The sequence below is a fragment of the Brachybacterium paraconglomeratum genome (assembly GCF_003994255.1).
Classification (GTDB): Bacteria; Actinomycetota; Actinomycetes; order Actinomycetales; family Dermabacteraceae; genus Brachybacterium; species Brachybacterium conglomeratum.
On record NZ_ML133855.1, the window covers coordinates 16,293 to 37,075 of the forward strand.

At 73.1% G+C, this 20,783-nt stretch carries 16 protein-coding genes and 1 tRNA gene; 6 read left to right on the forward strand and 11 right to left on the reverse strand.

The features are described 5' to 3' along the window. Positions 1-159: 159 nt before the first annotated feature. From DS079_RS09085 to DS079_RS09105, 5 genes are all read right to left on the reverse strand, one after another. Positions 160-1,152: a hydroxyacid dehydrogenase gene (locus tag DS079_RS09085; RefSeq protein ID WP_126986753.1), complete on the reverse strand. Its 993-nt coding sequence runs from the start codon at positions 1,150-1,152 to the stop codon at positions 160-162. Then, entirely contained in the window at positions 1,149-1,931 is a 783-nt protein-coding gene (locus DS079_RS09090) for a sugar phosphate isomerase/epimerase family protein (RefSeq protein ID WP_126986755.1), read from the reverse strand. The genes DS079_RS09085 and DS079_RS09090 overlap by 4 nt, the downstream gene beginning before the upstream one ends. 154 nt (positions 1,932-2,085) lie before the next feature. Further along, positions 2,086-2,535, reverse strand: coding sequence for a YciI family protein (locus DS079_RS09095; RefSeq protein WP_126986757.1), 450 nt, complete (start codon positions 2,533-2,535; stop codon positions 2,086-2,088). A 186-nt stretch (positions 2,536-2,721) separates the two neighbouring features. After that, positions 2,722-3,456: a CE1759 family FMN reductase gene (locus tag DS079_RS09100; protein ID WP_126986759.1), complete on the reverse strand. Its 735-nt coding sequence runs from the start codon at positions 3,454-3,456 to the stop codon at positions 2,722-2,724. Between the two features lie 180 nt (positions 3,457-3,636). Next, on the reverse strand, positions 3,637-4,794 hold the full coding sequence (locus DS079_RS09105; protein WP_126986761.1) for an LLM class flavin-dependent oxidoreductase: 1,158 nt from the start codon (positions 4,792-4,794) through the stop codon (positions 3,637-3,639). 392 nt (positions 4,795-5,186) lie between these two features. On the opposite strand from DS079_RS09105, the gene DS079_RS09110 reads away from it, so the two are divergent. Both DS079_RS09110 and DS079_RS09115 read left to right on the forward strand, forming a co-directional pair. Next, the gene (locus DS079_RS09110) at positions 5,187-7,226 is read left to right on the forward strand and encodes a S9 family peptidase (RefSeq protein ID WP_126986763.1); all 2,040 of its coding nucleotides are present in this window, start codon (positions 5,187-5,189) and stop codon (positions 7,224-7,226) included. Positions 7,227-7,280: 54 nt separating this feature from the next. Further along, positions 7,281-8,345 carry an Rv2578c family radical SAM protein gene (locus tag DS079_RS09115; RefSeq protein ID WP_126986765.1) on the forward strand — a complete coding sequence of 355 codons (1,065 nt, stop codon included), beginning with the start codon at positions 7,281-7,283 and terminating at the stop codon, positions 8,343-8,345. A 142-nt stretch (positions 8,346-8,487) separates the two neighbouring features. On the opposite strand, the gene DS079_RS09120 is transcribed toward DS079_RS09115, so the two are convergent. From DS079_RS09120 to DS079_RS09135, 4 genes are all read right to left on the reverse strand, one after another. Then, on the reverse strand, positions 8,488-9,963 hold the full coding sequence (locus DS079_RS09120; protein ID WP_241237605.1) for a hypothetical protein: 1,476 nt from the start codon (positions 9,961-9,963) through the stop codon (positions 8,488-8,490). Between the two features lie 75 nt (positions 9,964-10,038). Next, positions 10,039-11,058: a neutral zinc metallopeptidase gene (locus tag DS079_RS09125; RefSeq protein ID WP_126986766.1), complete on the reverse strand. Its 1,020-nt coding sequence runs from the start codon at positions 11,056-11,058 to the stop codon at positions 10,039-10,041. Positions 11,059-11,468: 410 nt separating this feature from the next. Next, positions 11,469-11,553: transfer RNA gene (locus tag DS079_RS09130), tRNA-Ser, on the reverse strand. Positions 11,554-11,676: 123 nt separating this feature from the next. Next, positions 11,677-12,678 (reverse strand): LacI family DNA-binding transcriptional regulator, encoded by a 1,002-nt coding sequence (locus tag DS079_RS09135; RefSeq protein WP_126986768.1) that lies wholly within the window; start codon positions 12,676-12,678, stop codon positions 11,677-11,679. Between the two features lie 177 nt (positions 12,679-12,855). Between DS079_RS09135 and DS079_RS09140 the strand changes: the two genes are divergently transcribed. The 4 genes from DS079_RS09140 (at position 12,856) to DS079_RS09155 (ending at position 18,425) form a co-directional block, all read left to right on the forward strand. Continuing rightward, on the forward strand, positions 12,856-14,670 hold the full coding sequence (locus DS079_RS09140) for an HAD family hydrolase (protein ID WP_126986770.1): 1,815 nt from the start codon (positions 12,856-12,858) through the stop codon (positions 14,668-14,670). A gap of 137 nt (positions 14,671-14,807) precedes the next feature. Continuing rightward, complete coding sequence (locus DS079_RS09145; RefSeq protein ID WP_126986772.1) at positions 14,808-15,737, forward strand: DUF8171 family membrane protein; 930 nt, start codon at positions 14,808-14,810, stop codon at positions 15,735-15,737. A 28-nt stretch (positions 15,738-15,765) separates the two neighbouring features. Beyond that, positions 15,766-17,601 (forward strand): ABC transporter ATP-binding protein, encoded by a 1,836-nt coding sequence (locus DS079_RS09150; RefSeq protein ID WP_126986774.1) that lies wholly within the window; start codon positions 15,766-15,768, stop codon positions 17,599-17,601. Beyond that, positions 17,601-18,425 (forward strand): energy-coupling factor transporter transmembrane component T family protein, encoded by an 825-nt coding sequence (locus DS079_RS09155; protein ID WP_126986776.1) that lies wholly within the window; start codon positions 17,601-17,603, stop codon positions 18,423-18,425. The genes DS079_RS09150 and DS079_RS09155 overlap by 1 nt, the downstream gene beginning before the upstream one ends. A gap of 219 nt (positions 18,426-18,644) precedes the next feature. Here DS079_RS09155 and DS079_RS09160 read toward each other — a convergent pair whose 3' ends face one another. Continuing rightward, the gene (locus tag DS079_RS09160) at positions 18,645-18,758 is read right to left on the reverse strand and encodes a methionine/alanine import family NSS transporter small subunit (protein WP_082358729.1); all 114 of its coding nucleotides are present in this window, start codon (positions 18,756-18,758) and stop codon (positions 18,645-18,647) included. A gap of 57 nt (positions 18,759-18,815) precedes the next feature. Further along, a complete protein-coding gene (locus DS079_RS09165) occupies positions 18,816-20,468 on the reverse strand; it encodes a sodium-dependent transporter (protein WP_126986778.1) in 1,653 nt (550 codons plus the stop codon). Positions 20,469-20,783: the final 315 nt, after the last annotated feature.

Sequence of the window (20,783 nt, forward strand, 5' to 3'; positions counted from 1 at the left end):
CGGTCCGTCGGGGCCGACGGGTGGGTCCGGCAGGGCTGCCGGGGAGGGCCGACGAGTGGGGTGGGAAACGCTGTCCCGGGAGGGCCAGCATAACGAGGCGATCACGGCCGCGAGGCCGGCACGGCAGGTCGGGGAGCGTGATCCCGGTCGGGATGCGGGTCAGGCCATGGAGTCCCGGCGGCTCCCGTCGACCGGGAAGCGCGGGGGCTCCCCGGCGGAGAGGCGTCGCAGCTCCTCGAGCGCGGCCTCACCCATGCGGTGCAGCTCGTTGCCCTGGGAGCCGGCGAGGTGCGGGGTGAGCTGCGCGAGCTCCGCCTCCCACAGCGGGTCGTCGTCGGCGAGGTCGTCGTGCACGTCGAGGACCGCGCTGAGCCTGCCCGAGAGCACCTCGTCCCGCAGCGCGTCGATGTCCACCAGCGCGGGCCGGGCGGTGTTGAGGAACGTGGTGCCGTCGCGCATCAGACCGAGCAGCTCGCGGGTGACCATGCCCTTCGTCGAGGGCACGTCCGGGGCGTGCAGGCTCACCACGTCGCTGCGGGCGTAGAGCTCCTCCGGATCGACCTTCCTCGCGCCGAGCTCCGCGACCTGCTCGGCGCTCGCGAAGGGGTCGGTGACCAGCACCTCGAGGTCGAAGCGGCGCAGGTGCTCGGCCACCAGCGTCCCGATCCGGGAGGCGCCGATCAGGCCGACCACCCCGCCGTGGTTCCCGATCCCGGGATCGGCGGCCGTGGCCGGGCCGACGGTGCGCTCGCGCCGGTAGCGTGCCTGCTGGGCGAGGGTCCGCTTCCCGGCGAGCAGGATCTGCGCGAGCGCGTACTCGGCGACCGGGACGGCGTTCGCCTCGGTCGCGGAGGTCACCACGATGTCGCCTCTGTCCCACACGGCGTCGGTGACGACGAAGCGGACGGTGCCGGCGGTGTGCACGATCGCGCGCAGGCGCGGCATCCGCGCGAGCGCCACGGCGTCGACGGCGGGGGAGCCCCAGCCGGTGACCAGCACCTCCACCTCGGCGAGCTCCTCGCCCGGCGCGGCGGCGAGGTCCGGGACGGTGCGGGAGACGTCGATGCCGGTGATCTCCGCGAGCCGCTCCCGCTGGGCGGGGGAGAACATCCTGTCCTGCAGGCCCTCGGGCATCGCCAGCAGCGTCCTCATCGCGCGAGTTCCTCGCCGGCGGTGATCAGGGTGCGCAGGGTGTCCGCCTCGCGGGGCAGCAGCGCGGGGTCGTCGCCCGGCACGAACTCCAGCAGCGCATCGAGGTCCGCGCCGTTCGCGGCGAGGACCGCGAAGGCCGGCTCCCACAGGTCCGAGCGCTCGGCGAGCGGCAGGCGCTCGTGGCCCGGCCACCAGGAGAAGACGTGGATCGTGGAGGTGCGGGGCAGCGCCTGGCGCAGCGTGTCCAGCGCCGGCTCGACGGGCATGTCCTGATGCGGCTGCCAGTAGGTGAGCACGTTCGTGCGTCCCACCTCGTCCAGCAGGCGCAGGGTCGAGCCGATCTCGTCGGTGAGGGTGCCGCCGTGGAACTCGAGCCCGAGCTCCAGCCCGTGGGCGGCGACGCGGTCGGCGAGCTCCCGGATCCGGCTGACGGTGACGGCACGGTCCTCGGCGGAGGTCTCCGCCGAGCCGGTGCGGGTCGCCCACACCCGGATCCGCGGGGCGCCGAGCGCGCGGGCCGCGGCGATCACCGCCCCGCCTGCGGCGTGCACCTCCTCGTCGGAGCCGACGAAGGTGAGGTACGAGCCGTAGGAGGTGACGGAGAGGCCCGCCTCCTCGGTGACCGTCCGGGCGTGGGTGGCCGCGTCGAGGTCGCCGGGCGGGACGTGCGCGTCCCCGGCCCACTCGATGCCCTCGAGCCCGGCGGAGGCGGCGTGGCGCACCACCTCCTCGACCGGCAGGGAGCGGAAGGTGACGGAGCACAGGCCCGGGCGGATCATGACGATCCCTCCGATCTCGACGAGGCGGGAAAGCGGTTGCTATCAGGCTATCGCAGGTCCGCGAAGTGCCCGACGGGTCACCTGTGGGGTCCGGTCCGACGCGGCCGGAAAGCAGGCGCCCGACGGGTCGGAACCGAGGGGCCGGCCGCCCGGATCAGCCCTCGCGCTGCGCCCGCTCGGCCTCCTCCTGCCGCCAGACCTTCTCCTTGGCGATGAACTCGTTGTCCTCCGAGACGAGCTCCGCGATCTCCTCGTCACCGTGGATCCGGCGCACCTCGAGCTTCATGCCGGGGCCCAGCGGGCAGCGCTCCGCCCACTGCCGCGCCTCCTCGCGGGAGGGCACGTTCAGGATCCAGAACCCGTTGAACAACGACTCCGTCGGCCCGTAGGGCTCCTCGGAGAGGGCGGGCGGGGTGGAGGAGAAGTCGAGCACGAAGTTCTCCTCCGCGCCCGCGTCTGTGAGCCCCTCGCCGCCGGCGAGCACTCCCGCATCGTGCATCGCCTCGTTGTAGGCGCCCATCTGGTTGACGACCTCCTCGAAGTCCACCTCGGCGCTCGCGGCGAGCGCGGCATCGGTCGCTCGCATGATCAGCATGTACTTCATCGAGGCTCCTGTCGTGGGGTTCGCGGCGATCCGCGGGCCGTCTGCGGTCAGCGTAGGGCCGCCTCGATCTGGGCACGCGGCGAACGGGCGGATCAGGTCAGCCGAAGCCCGTCGCCTCACCGCCAGGGAGACGCAGGCCGGCCCGGGGCCGTGACGGTCCCGGGCCGGTCGAGGTGCCGTGCCGGATCAGCGGCGGGGCAGCAGGTCGCCCATCGGCACGAAGTCGGTGAACTCGGGGTCCAGGCCGGGGCGTGCGGGAGCGGCGTCGGCCGACGCGTCCTCGACGGAATGCGTCTCGGCGGAGCCGTCGGCCGCAGAAGCCTTGCCCGCGGCGCCGGCGACCGGGAGCGCCGTCCCGCGACGGGCAAGCAGGATGGTGGCGAGCTCACCGGTCGCGCGACGCACCCGCGCCGCGAGCGGCTGCTCGTCGGCCTGGCCCTCGGTGTCCGCGCCGAAGTCCGCCGAGGCCGCGAACACGGAGGTCGGCACGAGATCCGCCTTCAGGTAGCCGAACATCGGGCGGACCGCGTAGTCGATCGCGAGGGAGTGGCGGGCGGTGCCGGCGGTCGCGCCGACCAGCACCGGCTTGTCCTTCCACAGCTCGATGTCCAGCGCGTCGAAGAACGTCTTGAACAGCCCGGCCGGTCCCGCGTTGAAGATCGGGGTGACCGCGACGACGGCGTCCGCCGCGCGCACCTGCTCGATCACCATCGAGAGGCGCTCGCTGGGGAAGCGGGTCAGCAGCGCATCGGTGAGGTCGTGCGCGTACTCCCGCAGCTCGACGGTGGTCACCTCGACCGCGGAGCCGTCGGCCCCGAGCGCGGCCGAGGCCTCACGGGTCAGCTGGTCGGCGAGCATGCGCGTGGAGCTCGGAGTGGACAGCCCTGCGGACAGGGCGAGCAGGCGGAACGTGTCGGTCATGGGGAGTCTCTCTCGGGGAGCGCCGGGCGGCGGGGGGCATGGGGCGGAGCGTGGCGGGAGCTTTTGCGCCCGGGAGGACCGCTAGCGGCCCGAGCATCGGTCCTCCGGGCCGCAAAAGCTGCATGGACGGCGGCCCGGGGTCGACCGCAGGGGTCGTCGGGCCCGGATGGCCGCGCCCGGTCAGCGGCGGGCGTCCTCGGCGCGCAGGCCGGTCCAGTTGTCGCCGGTCTCGAACTTGTAGCTGTCGTCGAAGGCGCCTCGCTCGGCCTCGGCGGCGGCGACGCGGGCGGCGTGGGTGGGCGCCTCGGGGACGTCGGTGGGCTTCCTGGCCTCGAGCTCGCGGCGCAGTACCGGGACGACCTCGGTGCCCAGCAGCTCGATCTGCTCCAGGACCGTCTTCTGCGGCAGGCCCGCGTGGTCCATGAGGAACATCTGGCGCTGGTAGTCGCCGACGTGGTCGGCCATGGTCAGGTAGCGCTCGATCACCTGCTCGGGGGAGCCGACGGTCAGCGGGGTCTGCGCGGTGAAGTCCTCCATCGAGGGGCCGCCGCCGTAGACGGGGGCGTTGTCGAAGTAGGGGCGGAACTCGTTCCACGCGTCCTGGGAGTTCTTGCGCATGAAGGCCTGGCCGCCGAGGCCCACGTAGGCCTGGCGGGCGGTGCCGTGGCCGTAGTGCTCGTAGCGCTCGCGGTACAGCTGCACCATCTGCTCGGTGTGGCTCATGGGCCAGAAGATGTTGTTGTGCAGGAAGCCGTCGCCGTAGTACGCGGCCTGCTCGGCGATCTGCGGGGAGCGGATCGAGCCGTGCCACACGAAGGGCGCCACGCCGTCCAGCGGGCGCGGGGTGGAGGTGAACTGCTGCAGCGGGGTGCGGAACTGGCCCTCCCAGTTCACGACGTCCTCGGTCCACAGCCGGCGCAGCAGGTCGTAGTTCTCGATCGCGATCTCGATGCCCTTGCGGATGTCCTGCCCGAACCAGGGGTAGACCGGACCGGTGTTGCCGCGGCCCATCACCAGGTCCACGCGGCCGCCGGTGAGGTGCTGCAGCATCGCGTAGTCCTCGGCGATCTTCACCGGGTCGTTGGTGGTGATCAGCGTGGTCGCGGTGGAGAGGATGATCTTCTCGGTCTGCGCGCCGAGGTAGGCGAGTGTGGTGGTGGGGGAGGAGGTGACGAAGGGCGGGTTGTGGTGCTCGCCGATCGCGAACACGTCCAGGCCCACCTGCTCGGCGAGCCTGCCCATCTCGACCATGTTCTTCAGGCGCTCGTTCTCGGTGGGCACCTTCCCGGTCATGGGGTCGGGGGTGATGTCGGCGATGGTGAAGATTCCGAACTGCATGGCAGGCTCCTTGAGGTGCGTCGCGGGCATCCGGGAGGGCAGTGGCGAGGTCCCGCCCGGACCCGCCGAGAAGATGCTGCAACTTTAAACTATCTCGGAGGGGGTGGCAACCCCGACGTGACCCCGGTCGCCCTCGCCGGCCGCATCGCCGCCGAGTCCGAGCCCTCTTCTGTGCCGACCCCGAGTCCGCTCCGTCCCGAACGACGTCGAGCCCTCGCCCGCGGTCGAGACGTAGTTTTCCGTCCGTATGGAGCGTCATAGGGGCGGAAACCTACGTCTCGGCGAGTGCGTGGGCGCGTGGGTGCGTGGCTGCGAGGGATCGGGAGTGAGCGCGCCCGCGATCTGCGCATTCGCGCCCGTCGGCCGACGGGCAGGTGCGAGGATGGCGAGCCATGACCTCCACGAGCATCGAGACCCTGCTGGACGCGACCCGACTGGCCGCCCTCGAGACCACCGAGGGAGGGAGGGTCGTGGCGAAGGTGTCCGGCCTCGATCAGAAGGGCACCTCCTATCGCGGCTCCCTCGTCGAGATCGACGGGGACCGCCTGGTCCCGCTCACCCGCGGCAGCGCCTCCGTCGGCGCCGTGGCGCTCGCCGAGGACGGCGCCACCTTCTTCACCGCGAAGCGCGTGGGCGAGGACGGCGAGGAGTCCGAGGACGCCCAGCTCTGGGCGCTGCCCGCCCGCGGCGAGGCGCGCGAGCTCGCGAACCGTCCCGGCGGATTCGGCGGCCTCGTCGTCGCCGGACGTCACCTGGTCACCGAGCTCGAGGTCCACTCCCAGGCGGCCGACGAGGCCGAGCACGCGAAGCTCACCGCGAAGCGGAAGAAGGCCAAGGTCAGCGCCGCCTTCCATACCGGCTTCCCGACCCGGTACTGGGACCACGACCTCGGCCCCACCCGCCCTGTCCTCGCCATCGCCGCCCTGCCCGAGGATCTCGCCGCCGCCGAGCGCACCGCCGCGCCCTCGGCCGACGGGGCCGACGCGGACGAGGATGCCCCCACCCAGGTCCTCCACTTCCGCCACGTCACCATGCCGCCCGGACGCCTCGAGGGCTGGACCGCGGACCGCAGTGGCGAGCAGGCCCTCGTCGCCATGGCCGACTCCCGCGGCGACCGCCTCGCCGTCACCGACCTCTACCTCCTCGACCTCGTCGGCGCCCAGCCGCCGCGCCTGCTGTGCGAGGGGACGAACGAGGTCGAGTACGGCCCCGCCGAGTTCAGCCCCTCCGGCGACCGGGTCCTCATCGGCCGCCACCGCCACTGGACGCAGACCGCCTCGCTCCACGCGGGGGTCGAGCTGCTCGACCTCGCCACCGGAGAGTCCGCCCCCGTCTGGCCGGAGCTCGACCACTGGGTCGACCCCGTCTGGCTGGACGAGAACACCCTGGTCGCCGCCTCCGACGACACCGGTCGCGGTGCCGTCTGGATCGGCGACGTCACCGACGCCGCGCCGCGCCGCCTCGCCGGCGGCCCCGGCCAGGACCTCGCCTTCTCCGACCTCTCCATCGCCGGCGGCGAGATCATCGCCTCCGCCTCCGGGATCGCCGTCGCCCCGCATCCGGTGCGGATCGACCGCAGCAGCGGCGCCGTCGAGGAGCTGCCGAACCCGGCCGACGCGCTCGCCCAGCCGGGCACGCTCACCGAGGTCACCGCCGCCGCGGAGGACGGCACGGAGCTGCGGGCCTGGCTGCGCCTGCCCGACGGCGAGGGGCCGCACCCGCTGGTCGTGTTCGCCCACGGCGGTCCGTGGGGCTCGTGGAACGCCTGGACCTACCGCTGGAACCCCGGCCCCTTCGTCGACGCCGGCTACGCGGTGCTGCTGCCGGACCCCGCGATCTCCACCGGCTACGGCCAGTCCATGATCGACCGCGGCCAGCACGAGCTCGGCGGCGCCCCGTTCGCCGACATCATGTCGCTGACCGACCAGGCGATCGCGCGCGAGGACATCGACGAGGATCGCACCGCCTTCGCCGGCGGCTCCTACGGCGGGTACATGGCCAACTGGGTCGCCGGGCACACCGGGGACCGGTTCCGCTGCATCGTCACCCATGCCTCGCTGTGGGACACCGAGTCGATGGGCCGCACCACCGACAACGCCGCCTGGCACCGGCCGATGCTCGCCCAGAACGCGCGCTACAACCCCCGCGACTTCGTGGGCGAGATCGTGGCGCCGATGCTCGTCATCCACGGCGACAAGGACTACCGCGTCCCGATCGCGCAGGGCCACGCCCTCTGGCACGACCTCCACGAGTACTCGGCCACCCCGCGCGATGCGCAGGGCCGCAGTCGCCACCGCTACCTGTACTTCCCCGACGAGGGCCATTGGATCCAGGGCCGCGGCAACGCGCAGGTCTGGTACGAGACCTTCCTCGGCTTCCTCGACGAGCACGTGCGCGGTAAGGACTGGGAGCGACCCGCGACCCTCGGCTGAGCGGACGGCCCCGCACGCTTGACGCCGCTTCGAACGCGTGTTCGACTATCGGGCATGCGGTGGAGCGGACAGGAGATCGGCCCGGAGGGTGCTCAGCAGGCAGGGGCGCCCGCGCTGCTGGGCCTCTCGGGCCTGGTGCGCAGCGTGACCACGCCCGAGTTCCAGGGGGTCACCTTCCATGAGGTCACCGCGAAGTCCGCGCTGAACCGCGTGCCCGCCGCCAGCTCGATGCCCTTCGACTGGACGGTGAACCCGTATCGCGGCTGCTCCCACGCCTGCGTGTACTGCTTCGCGCGCAGCACCCACCGCTATCTCGACCTCGACGCGGGCGCGGACTTCGATCAGCAGGTGATCGTGAAGGTCAACGTCGCCGAGGTGCTGCGGGCCGAGCTCGCCCGTCGCTCCTGGAACGGCGACCTCGTCGCGCTCGGCACCAACACCGACCCCTACCAGCGGGCCGAGGGCCGCTACCGGCTCATGCCCGGGATCATCGATGCGCTCGCCGAGTCCGGAACGCCGCTGTCGATCCTCACCAAGGGCACCCTGCTGCGCCGCGACCTGCCGCAGCTCGAGCAGGCCGCCCGGCGCGTCCCCGTGGACCTCTCGATGTCGATCGCCGTGTTCGACGACGCGCTCCAGAAGGCCGTCGAGCCCGGCACCCCCACCACCGCGGCCCGGCTCGCGACCGTGCGCGCCGCGGCCGACGCCGGCTTCGCCGTCACCGTCTTCCTGATGCCGATCATGCCCTGGCTGACCGACGGAGACACGCAGCTCGACGACGCCCTCGCCCGGATCGCCGAGGCGGGCGCCTCGCGCGTCGTGTTCGGGGCGCTGCATCTGCGGCCGGGGGCGAAGGAGTGGTTCCTCGAGTGGATCCAGCGCGAGCACCCGCACCTGGCCACCGGGTACCGACGCTTCTACGGCAGCTCCTCCTACGCCCCGGCGGCCTATCGCGCCCAGCTCGCCCGGCGACTGCGGCCCATGCTGCGGCGCCACGGCCTGGACGCCCTGGAGGACGAGGACCAGCCGGAGCAGCGCCGCCTCGTCCGTGGAGCCGCACGCCGGCCCTCCTCGCCGCCGCCCGCCCTCGACCCGATGCCGCAGCCGGCGCTGTTCTGACGGAGGCGCCCGTCTCGGCGCGTCCCGGCGCCCCGTCCCGCTCCGCGCTCGGCCCCGGAGTCCCGGCCCGCCCTGCGCACGGCCACGGATCCCGCGCCGCAGCGCAGGCGATGGCCGGTCGACTCAGACGGTGGCGTCGGGGTCAGGCGACGGCGTCGGGCGCCGCGGACCAGGTGTCGCAGCTGCGCAGCACGCCCTCGCTGTCCTTCCCCTGCCCCACCCACACCGCACGGGCCTCGGCGCTCGGCTCCCCGGCGGTCGCGGGCGCGGCCTGCGCGTCGACCGAGGTCACGAAGCCCTCCACCCGGCCCGCGGGACGGATCCCCTCGGGCATCCGGTAGACGGCCGCGGAGGCGATGCAGGAGACCTGCAGGGCGTAGCGGCGCTGCGACTCCTCGGCGCGCTCCGGCTCCTCGGCCAGGGAGATCAGCAGCGTCCCGAAGTAGTCGTCCAGCGAGACGGCGCTCATCGCGAACAGCGCGTAGGAGTAGGAGAGGTGCCACATGTACAGCTGCGGCACCTCCTCCGCATCGGTGTTCGAGAAGCCGGGGTCCCAGGCCGCGGGCCAGTACAGGGTGTTGTCGGCCTGGCACACGACGGGCGTCGCCTCGGAGAAGCGCGCCGGATCGCAGGCCGAGTCCTCGGGCAGCGCATCGACGGTGTAGACGACGACGTCCGGGCCGGTGAAGTCGACGCCGACCGCGCCGAGCGCCTCCCCCCAGCTGGATTCGAGGCAGTCGGCCCCGGCCTCGAGATAGCCGGTCAGCTCCTCCGGTGCGAGTGCGCCGCCGTCGGTCGGCGGCAGCTCGCAGCCGGTGGGGGCCTGCAGCGTCGCCTCCTGCAGCGGGTTCTCGGCGAGGACCTGCTCGAGGTCGTCGGCGGTGCCGGTGGGCTCCTGCCCCTCCTCGAGCGGCTGCCAGACGCCGGGCTCGGCCTGGCCGGAGCTGCTCGAGGACTCCGCGGCGGGGGTCGGCTCGGCATCGCGATTGCCGAGCCACACCGCGGTCAGGCCGCCGCCCACGCCCAGCAGCAGGAGCAGCGCGCAGCCGAAGGCGATCGCCGGCACCAGCAGTCCGCGCCGGCGCGGACCGGTCGCGTCGATCCCCGGCGGGGCGCCGGGCGGTGCGGGGGAGGAGGTCGACGGACTTCCGTCGGCCGGCTGCGCTCCCTGCGAGGGCGAGCCCTGCGGCTGCGCGGCGGGCGACGACGTGCCGGTCGATCGCGCGGCCGACGGCGAGGTGGTCGACGCGGCAGGGTACTCGAAGCGGGGCCGCTGGTCGAAGCGCTGGATCGGACCGCTGTCAGGCAGAAAGGGCCTGCCGCCGGGAGAGGGGTCGAACAGTCCGCCTCCGGGACGGCGCACCACGGTGTCGTCGTCGGTGTCCGAGAGTGGGACCTCGTGGACCAGCGCGTCGCCGTCGGCCTCCGTGGGTGGTGCCTCGCGCAGCACGGTGTCGTCCTCGGGCAGGTCCCCGCCGGAGCCGTCCGGCACGGTCTCCTCGGCGTCGCCCGGGCGGTGATCGGCCGGGGCCCGTTCCGAGGGCGTGCGTCGGACGGTGTCCTCGAGGTCGGGATCCGCAGGGGAGCCGTCAACGGCGTCTCCGCGCTGATCGCTCATCGTCCTCCTTCCCTCAGGGCCCGGCGGCCGGCGGCTCCTCCGCCGGAGGCCCGGCGCCGTGGCCGCGCCGTCCGGTCAGGAGACCGTCTCGGTCTCCGCCGTCCAGGTGTTGCACTTCGCGAGGTCGCCGCCCGACTCGAAGCCCGCCGCGATCCAGCGCGCCCGGTTCTCCGGCGTGATGTCGTTCGGCGGCTCCCCGGCCTCCCAGGCGTCGGGCGAGCCCAGCGCGTCCCGCAGCTCCTGGCTGGGCTGCGCGGCGCTGGGGACCTGCATCGACGCGGCCGAGGCCCAGCAGATCCACTGCAGCGAGTTGCGGCGCCAGGCGTCGTCGAACGCCTCCGGATCGGTGTCCTCGTACTGGTTGCGCAGCTCGCCCTGGTAGAACACCAGCGTGCTGTTCCAGCTGGCGGCGTTGGAGTACATGTAGGCGAGGTCCCACAGGTAGGCGCCGGGGGCGTGCGCCTCGTCCTCGAAGTCCGTCGCGGTGCCGTAGCCCACTGGCCAGTAGATCGTGGAGTCGAGGTTGCACATCCGAGGGACGTCCTCGGCGAAGGTGTCCGCCTCGCAGCTGGAGGACGAGGGGACGTCCGGCCAGGTGTAGACCACCACGTCGGGCGCGGTCCAGGGCAGCCCGCGGTCGGAGCTCGCGACCGACCACACCTGGTTCAGGCATCCCGAGGCCGCATCGAGCACGGCCTGGAGCTGCTCCTGCGAGGGGGCGGTCGGGGTGGCGGGCAGGTCGCAGCTGCCCACGTCCGGCAGGCCGCCCTCGGTGAGGGGGTTGTCCTGCATGACTCCCAGGAGCTCCTCGGGCGTGGCCTCGGGGAACTCCCCGAGACCCAGCACATGGAACTCCGAGTAGTCCGACGCCTCGGTCGTCGGCGTCTCCTCCGCGGTCGAGGTGGCCTCGGAATCGCTGGGCTCGACCGACTCCGTGGTCGTCGTGGGGTCGCCGGCGACGGGCTCCGGACCCCCGCGGTTCAGTGCGAGGAAGGTGATCCCGCCTCCGACCACCAGGATCATCGCCAGGATGCAGCTCGCCGCGACGGCGAGCAGAGCCCACGGCCGCTTCCGCTGCGGTGCGGGAGGCTGCACGCCGGGGGCCTGTCCGTAGCCGGGGCCCTGGGGCGGCTGCGACGGAGGCTGCTGCCACTGCGGCGACTGCCACGGCCCCTGGGGCGCGCCGCCCTGCGGTCCGCCCCGGCCCTGACCACCCTGCGGACCGCCCTGCCATGGCCCGCCCTGGCCCTGTCCCGGCGGGCCGGCCCCGTCCCCCGGGCCTCCCCATCCTGTGTTCGACATCTGGTCCCCCTCGTCTCCGCCACCGCACTGCCACCGCACTGCTGGTGTGCAGGATATCTGGGCATCTCGCCCGCGGGAGAGCGTTCCATGCGCGGGGGAGAGGACGCCCCCTTCGGCGCCCCGGCGGCGCGGCCGCACCGGTCGGACATGCGGAAAGACCCCTGCCCGGCGAGCGAACTCGCTGGTCAGGGGTCTTTCTCCGGCGGAGGATGGGGGATTTGAACCCCCGAGGGCGTTAACCCAACACGCGTTCCAGGCGTGCGCCATAGGCCGCTAGGCGAATCCTCCAGCGCTCGTGAAGAGCGATGATCAGAGTACCTGAGAGTGCAGGTCTGCGCGAACCGAGCGGGCGCACGTCACACTCGGCCCGGGCTCGAGGTCGTCGCGGCCGGGTCGCGCCGGGATCGAGGCTCATCGCGAGGCAGGGGCCGGGCCGGTGGAGTCCCGGAGGCGCAGCACGGGCTCGGCGATGCTGCGGGAGTCCGTGCGACGGCCCTCGCGTCGCTCCTGCAGCATCCGCGCCGCGATCCGCCCCATCTCCTGCCGGGGCTGGTTCACGCTGGTCAGGTGCGGCCTGACGGTGAGCGCGACGGCGGAGGAGTCGTAGCCCACCACGCTGAGCCGCTCGGGCACCGCCACCCCGAGATCGGCGGCGCGGTGCAGCACCCGCACCGCGGCGATGTCGTTGGCGGCGAACACTGCGGTCGGGGCCTCCTCGGCGCCGCGCCGCAGCGCGCGGAGCAGCAGGTCGATGCCCTCGTCGGCCGAGTCCGGACCGATCACCGTGACCGCATCGGCGAGCCCGAGCCGCGCCGTCTCGGCGAGGAACCCGGTGCGCCGGGCGGCGGGACCCGGTCGCGAGGACAGGGTCACGTGGGCGAGGCGGCGATGACCGGCCGCGACAAGATGCCGCACCGCGAGCGCGGCGCCGGCGGTGTCGTCGGTGATCACCGCATCGGTGCCCGGCACCGGGTCCTGCATCCGCCCGATCACCACCACCGGCACCGAGCGGGCCGCCCGCTCGAGCGCCTCCGGCGGCAGCCAGGTGGTCACCGCGATGACCCCGTCCACCTCGAGGTCCAGCAGGCGCTGCAGCTGCCGCTCCATGTGCGCCGTGTCCCGCCTGCCGTGGGCGATCACGACCCCCGCCCCGAGCGCCTCCGCCGTCGCCTCGATGCCCGCGATGACGTCGGTGTGGTACGGATTCCCGAGGTCCGTCGGCAGGACCCCGAACAGAGTCGTCGCCCGCCTCCGCCGCCCGTAGCCGAGCCGCCGCGCGGCCTCCCGCACGCGCTCCCGGGTCGCCGGCGCGATGCCGGGCCGCTCGTTCAGCGCCATCGACGCGGCGGAGGGGGAGACCCCGGCCGCGCGCGCCACATCGGCCAGGCTCGGGCGCTTCCCAGGGGCGGTCACGAGACCGGTCTATCAGCGCCGAGTGCGGTCCTGACCGGCGGATCTGAAGGTTTTCAGTCCCGGACCCGAAGGCGTGCCGACGGGTTCACCCTCCGTTCACGGGGCGCGCCCCGATGCCGCCTAGCGTCGAGAGCACCGGCCCGCGCCGCCCCCGCTCCTCCCCGTCGAAGGACCTCCGTGACCACTGCGCCCCGCACCCTCCATCTCGCCTCCCCGGCCGACCTGCTCCCCGCGGCAGGCGGGGCCCCGCAGCTGCCCGCCCCTGCGGCGCTGCTCCTGGACTTCGGCGGCGTGGTCGTCACGACCGTCTCCCGGGCGACCTGGTCGCAGGAGCTCGCCGAGGACGTCGTCGCCCGGGCCGCGACGCTCGGCGCCCGTCTCGACGCAGGCTCGGTCGCGGAGTCGCTGCGCGCCGGGCGATCCGCCCTCTCGATGTGGAAGAACGCCGCCTCCCGCCGCCTCGCCCCGCGCGAGCTGGCCCCGGCCGAGATCGTCGGCGACTTCCTCCTCGCCGATCTCCCGGACCCGGTGCGGCGCACCCTCGCCCTCGACGCCGGCGAGCTGCTCGCGACGATGGCGACCCTGGTCTCCGAGCACCACCAGCGCCCGGGCATCGACGAGCTGCTCGCCGAGTGCGCCGCGCGCAGGATCCCCCTCGGGATCGTCTCCAACGCCCACTCCGGTCGGGCCCACCGCGCGATCCTCGCCGACCTGGGGCTGGACCGCTTCTTCGGCGTGCAGGTGTACTCCGACGAGGTCGGGATCCGCAAGCCGCACCCGGGCATGATCCGCCTGGCCGCGGAGGGGCTCGGCGTCGCCCTGCCGCAGGCCTGGTACGTCGGCGACACCCTCGACCGGGACGTGGTCGCCGCGCGCCGTGCCGGGGTCGGCGCCGTGGTGATCACCCGCGACCGACGCACCGACACCCCGCCGTTCCGCATCGCCGAGGCTCCCGATCTCGTGCTCGAGACCCCGGAGGGGCTGATCGCCCCGCTGCGCGCCGCGCTCGATTCCGCGGCGTCCGGGCGCGGCGCGGCCGGCGGGCCGACGACGGCGACCGCGCCGGGCACGGAGCCGCCCGCCGGCGACCCGTCGGCCGCAGCGCTGTCGTCGGCCGACTCGGCCGGCGCCGCACCCGTCCCCTCGCGCCGCGGCCGTCCCGCCGTGCTCCTGGACCACGGCGGCGTGATCACGCTGTCCACCCCGAATCCTGCCCGGGACGAGGAGGTCGGCGCGCTGATCGTCGCCCTCTCCGAGCGCATCGGCCACCCGATCGACCTCGAGACCGCCGCCCGGGCCGTCGCCGAGGGGTGGGAACGGCACCGCGCCCGCAAGCGCGCCCGCGACACCCGTGACCTCGACGCCTCCGCCGACCCTTCGCACCGCCACGACGAGATCGATCCGGCCGTGCTCTGGGGCGACCTCGTGGGGGAAGGCCTGCCCGAGCCGCTGCGCGCCGCGCTGCGCTTGGACGGCGCGCAGTTCTCCCTCGCCCTGCACCGGGCGAAGTCCGTGCCCGCGCCGCGACCCGGGGCGCTCGAGCTGATCCGCTGGTGCCGCGAGCAGGGGATCGTCGTCGGCATCGTCTCCAACACGATCTCCGGCCGCGGGGTGCGGGAGATCCTCGCCCGCTACGGCGTGCTCGCTGACCTCGGCCCCTCCGCGTACTCCGACGAGATCGGGGTGCGCAAGCCCGGCCGGGAGATCTTCGAGGCCGCGCTCGGCGGGCTCGACGCCGACCCCGCCGACGTGCTCTACGTCGGCGACAAGTCCGTCAACGACGGCCGCGGCGGGAAGGACGCCGGCATCGGCACCGTCTGCCTGCTGCGCGGCGGCAAGGACTCCGACGAGGAGCTCGCGCAGGCGCTCGCGGGCGGCTTCGCCGACCACGTCCTCGACTCCCCGGACGCGCTCATCGCCCTTCTCGTCGAGCGCGTGCGCGAGGCCGCGCGCCCGTCCGTCGCGGCGGGTGCGCACCCCGCCGCCCCCTGATCTCGGCGCCCCTGCGGCGCCGTCGTCCCCCGTCCCCTCGCCGACCGTCCCTGCGACCCGCTCCCTCGGCCGCAGTCCGTACCGTCCGCCGGCCCTCACCGCCCCCACACGCCCCGAACCTCTCGAAGGAGCCTCCCGTGACCACCCAGAACCCTCCCCGTCCTGCCGAGGACGAGCGCCGCGGTGCCCTCCGCGGCACCATCGACGGGGTGCGCAGCGTCCAGCTGTCCACCTCGCAGAAGCTGATGATCTTCGTGCTGTCGATGTCGCTGTTCGGCCTGTCGAACATCATCCTGGAGATCATCCCGGACCCCTCGATCGGCCCCGTCGACATCTCCGTGTCCTACATGGTGTTCGTGCCGCTGACGATCGCGGCGCTGTTCTCCCCGTTCTGGGCCGCGCTCGGCGCACCGCTCGGCGAGATCGTGTTCACCGACCTGCTGATGGGTGACTTCTCCGGCCTCGCCGAGGTCGAGGGCTTCCTGCAGATGTTCCTCGCCGTGTTCCTCGCCGGCTCCCTGATCCGCAACCCGCGCTCCCGGGGCCAGATCGCGCTCGGTGCGATCGTGCTGGTGCTCGTGGACAAGATCCTCTCCGCGATCGTGGACCTCTCCAAGGTCTGGATCGGCGTGGAGGACGCGGAGTTCGTCGAGGGCCTGCCCGAGTCGATGCTGGCGCTGGAGCTGCTCGGCCTCGGCGTGGACGTGCTGATGTCGGGGATCCTGCTCGGCGCGATCCCCGCGATGTGGCTGATCCCGGCCCTGCACGGGAAGATCGAGCCGCTGATGGGCATGCGTCCCCGGGTCCCCGGCGAGCCGATCCCGGGCCAGGCCCGCCTCTCCGGCACCTTCGTCGGCTTCGCGGTGCTGCTCGGCGTGGCGAGCTTCGGCTTCGCCTTCCTCGAGGCCTTCGACATCTCCGCCGGTGCCTTCGAGCCCGACTTCATCGACCGGTTCGGCGATTGGTTCGTCCTCGTCTCCGTGCTCGCGATCGCCGTGGTCCTGGGGATCGCGATCCTGCTCTTCCGCCGGGCGCAGGCCTCGCGCGGGACCGCCGACCGCGCCTGAGCGACGACGCCCGACCTCGGAGACCCTGATGCAGACCGTTCCCCCGACCACCGCTCCCGCCCCGGCACCCGCCGGCGACAGGCGGGCGGACCCCGTGATCCGCGTGAAGGACCTGTCCTTCCGCTACCCGGGCACCGACCGAGACACCCTGCGCAACGTCGACCTCACCGTCGAGCGGGGCGACTTCGTGGCGGTGGTCGGGGGCAACGGCTCCGCCAAGACCACCCTGTGCAAGACCTTCAACGGCCTCGTCCCGCACTACTGGAGCGGCGACTTCGCCGGGTCCGTGCACGTGGACGGGGTCGACACCTGGGACTCGTCCGTCGCGGAGCTCTCCAGCCGTGTCGGCTACGTCTACCAGGACTTCCAGAACCAGCTGGTGCGTCCGACGGTCCGCGACGAGGTCGCCTTCGGACCCCTGAACTTCGGTCACGCTGACTACCGCGAGCGCACCGACGAGGCCCTCGAGCACCTGGGCATCGCCCACCTGCGCGACCAGTTCGTCTGGCAGCTCTCCGGCGGCCAGTCCCATCTCGTGGCCCTCGCCGCGGTGCTCGCCCTGCGCCCCGAGGTGATCGTGGTCGACGAACCGGTCGCCGAGCTCGACCCGGCCCGGGCGCGGGAGATCTACCTGCGACTGCGCGAGCTCAACGAGCGCGACGGCATCACCGTGATCACCATCGAGCACCACGCCGAGTTCATCGCGGAGTTCGCCCGCTCCGTGGTGCTCATGGCCGACGGCGCGCCCGTCTGGCACCTGCCCGTGCAGGAGGCGATGGACCGCCACGAGGACCTCGCCGCCCACGGAGTCCCCGCCCCGGACGCGGTTGCGCTCTCGGCAGCGGCCGGTGCGCGGCCGGTCGCGCTCGACGTCCCCTCCGCCGCCGCGGCCCTGCGGCCCGTCGTGCGGGAACGGCCGACGGGGGAGCGGCCGACGGGGGCCGACGCCCCTGAGGGCGCCGATCCCGCGCCCGTCGTCGACACCGCCGACCAGACTGCCGGGGCCGAGCACGCGCCCGCTGCGCCCGCTGCGCCCGTCGCGTCCGCCGAGATCGTCGCGACGCTGCGCGGCGTCCGCCACGGCTACCGCTCCGTCGCAGGCGGCCTCTCCACCGTCCTCGACAACCTCGACCTGGACCTGCGCGCGGGGGAGCGCATCGCCCTGGTCGGCACCAACGGCGCCGGCAAGACCACGCTGATGAAGCTGCTGACCGGGCTGATCGTGCCCCGCGCCGGCACCGTCACGGTCGACGGGATCGACACCCGCACCCGCTCCGCCGCGACGATGGCCGACCACGTCTCCTACCTCTACCAGCACCCGCAGCAGATGTTCCTCAAGGACACCGTGCGCGAGGACATCGCCCTGTTCCCCCGCGGCCGGAAGGTGCCCGACGCCGAGGCGATCGTGGAGAGGATCATCGAGGAGGTGGGGCTCTCCGCCCTCGCGGACCGTGACGGACGCTCCCTCTCCGGCGGCCAGCAGCGCCGCGCGACGCTCGGCATCGGCCTGGCCATGCGGCCCTCGCTGCTGCTCCTGGACGAGCCGACATCGAGCCTCGACATCCGCTCCCGCGACGACGTCACCGCGATGCTCGCCGCGCTCGCCGAGACCGTGCGCTGCGCCGTCGTCGCCACCCACGACATGGAGCTCGTCGCCACCTGGGCGAGCCGCGTCCTCGTGCTCGACCAGGGGAAGGTGCTCGCCGACGTCACCCCGCGCGAGCTCTTCTCCCGCCCCGAGCTCACCGCCCGCACCCGGCTGGTCCCGCCGCAGGCCGCCCGCATCGCGCTCGAGCTGGGACTGGACCCGCTGCCCCTGACCGCGGCCGAGCTGCGGGCCTGGCTGCCGAAGGAGGTGCGCTGATGGCGCGCAAGACCCACGACGTGCTCAGCGTCGACTGGATCCGGCTCGAGCTGCTGCGCACCGCGTACTCCACCCGCGGCGGGCTGTTCTCGCGGATGGATCCGCGGATCGTGCTGGCCTGGTACCTGCTGATGGCGATCGCGCCCTGGCTCACCCATGACACCGGCGTGCTGCTGGTTCTCTTCGCGCTCGGCGTCGTCTCCGTGGCCCTCGCCCGGGTGGGGCCGCTGGTGCTGGGGCTGTTTCTCATCGGCCTGCTCGGCAACGTGATCGGCCTGTTCGTGGCGTCGTTCCTGTTCGGCGGGAACCTCGACACCCTCGTCGCGCTCGCCGAGCTGAACCTCAAGCTCGGCGCCGTCTCCATGGCGTCGATGGCGGCGTTCGTGTCACTGGACCCGGAGAAGCTCTCCGACGCGCTGCTGTGGTTCCGCGCCCCCGAGCTGCTCGCCTTCGGCGTCAGCTACGGCTATCGGATGCTGCCGATCCTGGTGGACGAGTACGTGACCGTCTTCGAGGGGCAGCGCCTGCGGCACGCGCCGGTGGAGAGACCGGGCCTGCTGGGGTGGCGGGTGATGGGTCAGTGGTGCGTCCTCGCCGTCACCGCGTTCTACCCGATCATGCTCAACACCGCCAAGAACGTGCGCACGACGGTCGAGGCGCTCGAGACGCGCGGCTTCACCTACGGTGCCTCGAACCCCGCCGGACGTTCGCTGCGGCTGGCCTACCTGCGCGTCTCGGCGCTGGACCTCGCCGTGCTGCTCGCGACCGCGGCGCTCGTCGTCGCCGCCTTCCCGCTTGGCGCGCGGATCCCGTGGCTCGGGTGAGGGGCAAGGCCATCGGCTGCGGCCCGGGGCGCCCTCGTGGAGCCGGGATGGCCAGGAGATGGCGCAGGGGCGACCAGTATGCCTATATAGGCATAGTGGTCGCCCCTGCGCCATCGGCCGACAGGTACGGCAGTCAGGTTCAGCCGACGGGACCGGCTGGCCGGAGCGGCCGACGGGTCCGGCCGACGGGTCCGGCCGACGGGAGGCCTGCGGCTGGAGTCAGTCCTCCTCGGGCGCCTCGGGGTGGCTGCGGAGGTTGACGACGGCGGCGACGAGGCCGCCCCAGACGGTGACGATCGCGACGATCATCATGACGATGGCGGGGACGGACATGATCCCTCCTGGGGAACGGGCCGGTGCGGGACCGGCGGTGAGTCGGGGAGTGACGGCTCAGAGGCCGGCGGGGCGCAGCTCGTGCGGCGTGGTCGCCTCGGGCGTGGTCACCAGGCCCTTGCCGGAGACGACCTCGGGGGCGATCGGGTCGCCGTCGGAGTCGGCCTTGTAGAGGTTCGAGCCGGCCGGCCACGGGATCAGCGAGAGGATCACCGCGACCACCACCAGACCGATCGCCATAAGCCAGCCGAACACGAGCACGAACCAGCCCGGGTAGCCCTCGTAGGTGCCGTCGGCCGAGAGCAGGCTGACGGTGCTGATGATCAGCGAGACGCCGAGCACGAGCGGCGCGATGATCGCCACGCACGCGTACCACCAGCGGCCGATGTGGAAGGTGCCGCGGAAGTTCAGGTGATCGCGCAGCGTGGGCATTCCGCGCACCACGAAGGCGACGATCAGCGAGGAGACCAGCGCCGCCGCGACGATGCCGTACTCGTTGGCCCACTTGTCCATCACGTCCAGCAGGGGCAGGCCCATGGTCGTGGAGAACAGCACCGTGGAGACCACGGCGATCGGCACGCACACCAGCAGGGTCGAGGAGACGCGGGCGAGGCCGAACTTGTCCTGGACCGCCGCGATTACGACTTCCACGATGGAGATCAGCGAGGTGAAGCCGGCCAGCACCAGCGAGCCGAAGAAGAGCACGCCGATCAGCGCGCCGGCCGGGGCCTCGGAGATGATCGTCGGGAAGGCGATGAACGCGAGGCCCACACCGGCGACGACCACCTCGTCGATCGCGACGCCCTGGGCCTGCGCCATGAAGCCCAGCGCCGAGAACACGCCGATGCCGCACAGGATCTCGAAGCTCGAGTTCGCGAAGCCGACCACCAGGCCGGAGCCGGTGAGATCGGTCTTCTTCTTCAGGTACGAGGAGTAGGTGAGCATGATGCCGAACGCCACCGAGAGGGAGAAGAAGATCTGCCCGTAGGCGGCGATCCACACTCCCGGGTCCGCGAGCGCGGCCCAGTTCGGGCGGAAGAAGGCGTCCAGGCCGTCGATCGCGCCGGGCAGGAACAGCGAGCGGACCACCAGGATGATGAACATGACGACCAGCAGCGGGATGAAGACGACCGAGCTGGCCGCGATGCCCTTCTGCACGCCGAGAGCCATCACCACGATCACCGTGATCCACACCGCCAGCATGGAGATCAGCACCGCGGGGACGTAGTCGAAGGAGACCGCCACGTCGGCCCCGCCGAGCGCCTGTGTGTACTCGCCGAAGAAGCCGGCCGCCCCGTCGGGGTGGGAGTCCCAGCGCTGGTCGAGGGAGAAGATCGTGTAGTTCGTCGCCCACGCCAGGATCAGCGCGTAGTACAGCGCGATGATCAGGGCGATCAGCACCTGCCACCAGCCGATGAACTCGGTCCAGCGGCGGAAGCGGCGCCACGCGGCGGGGGCCGAGCCGCGCCAGCGGTGACCGATCGCGTAGTCGAGGAACAGCAGCGGGATGCCCGCGGTCAGCAGCGCGACCAGGTACGGCAGGATGAACGCGCCGCCGCCGTTGTCGTAGGCGACTGCGGGGAAGCGCCAGATGTTGCCGAGGCCGACGGCGGAGCCGATGGCCGCGAAGATGAAGGCGGTGCGGCCGCGGAACGCACCGCGATCGGCGCTCTGGGTGGCGGCGCCGGCGGACGGGGTTGGTGCACTCACGATGAGCCTCCGGGTGAGCTGCGCCGGTCACGGCGCGGGGGAGAGAGGTCGACGACGTCGGCGACCCGGGGAAGATGCGCCGCCTGAGGGGACGACGGCACGACGGCCGCGGGAGACGGCCCTGGACCGCAGGGATGGGCGGTCCGACGCACGGCGCGGTGCGGGATCGCCGCGGGGCACCGTGGGGGGATCGTACCGTCCAGAGGGATGGACGCGCGCGGAGCGGAGTTGACCGCCGGGTCGTGCCCCGTGCGGCGAATCGGGCGCGGTACCGCACCGCGCCGGCCCGGCCCGGGACGCGACGGGGCGTCGCTA

What these genes read in the sequence shown, in the direction of transcription:
- DS079_RS09085 (WP_126986753.1), bottom strand. Translation starts at nt 1,152, where the DNA reads ATGAGGACGCTGCTGGCGATGCCCGAGGGCCTGCAGGACAGGATGTTC.
- DS079_RS09090 (WP_126986755.1), bottom strand. Translation starts at nt 1,931, where the DNA reads ATGATCCGCCCGGGCCTGTGCTCCGTCACCTTCCGCTCCCTGCCGGTC.
- DS079_RS09095 (WP_126986757.1), bottom strand. Translation starts at nt 2,535, where the DNA reads ATGAAGTACATGCTGATCATGCGAGCGACCGATGCCGCGCTCGCCGCG.
- DS079_RS09100 (WP_126986759.1), bottom strand. Translation starts at nt 3,456, where the DNA reads ATGACCGACACGTTCCGCCTGCTCGCCCTGTCCGCAGGGCTGTCCACT.
- DS079_RS09105 (WP_126986761.1), bottom strand. Translation starts at nt 4,794, where the DNA reads ATGCAGTTCGGAATCTTCACCATCGCCGACATCACCCCCGACCCCATG.
- DS079_RS09110 (WP_126986763.1), top strand. Translation starts at nt 5,187, where the DNA reads ATGACCTCCACGAGCATCGAGACCCTGCTGGACGCGACCCGACTGGCC.
- DS079_RS09115 (WP_126986765.1), top strand. Translation starts at nt 7,281, where the DNA reads ATGCGGTGGAGCGGACAGGAGATCGGCCCGGAGGGTGCTCAGCAGGCA.
- DS079_RS09120 (WP_241237605.1), bottom strand. Translation starts at nt 9,963, where the DNA reads ATGAGCGATCAGCGCGGAGACGCCGTTGACGGCTCCCCTGCGGATCCC.
- DS079_RS09150 (WP_126986774.1), top strand. Translation starts at nt 15,766, where the DNA reads ATGCAGACCGTTCCCCCGACCACCGCTCCCGCCCCGGCACCCGCCGGC.
- DS079_RS09155 (WP_126986776.1), top strand. Translation starts at nt 17,601, where the DNA reads ATGGCGCGCAAGACCCACGACGTGCTCAGCGTCGACTGGATCCGGCTC.
- DS079_RS09160 (WP_082358729.1), bottom strand. Translation starts at nt 18,758, where the DNA reads ATGTCCGTCCCCGCCATCGTCATGATGATCGTCGCGATCGTCACCGTC.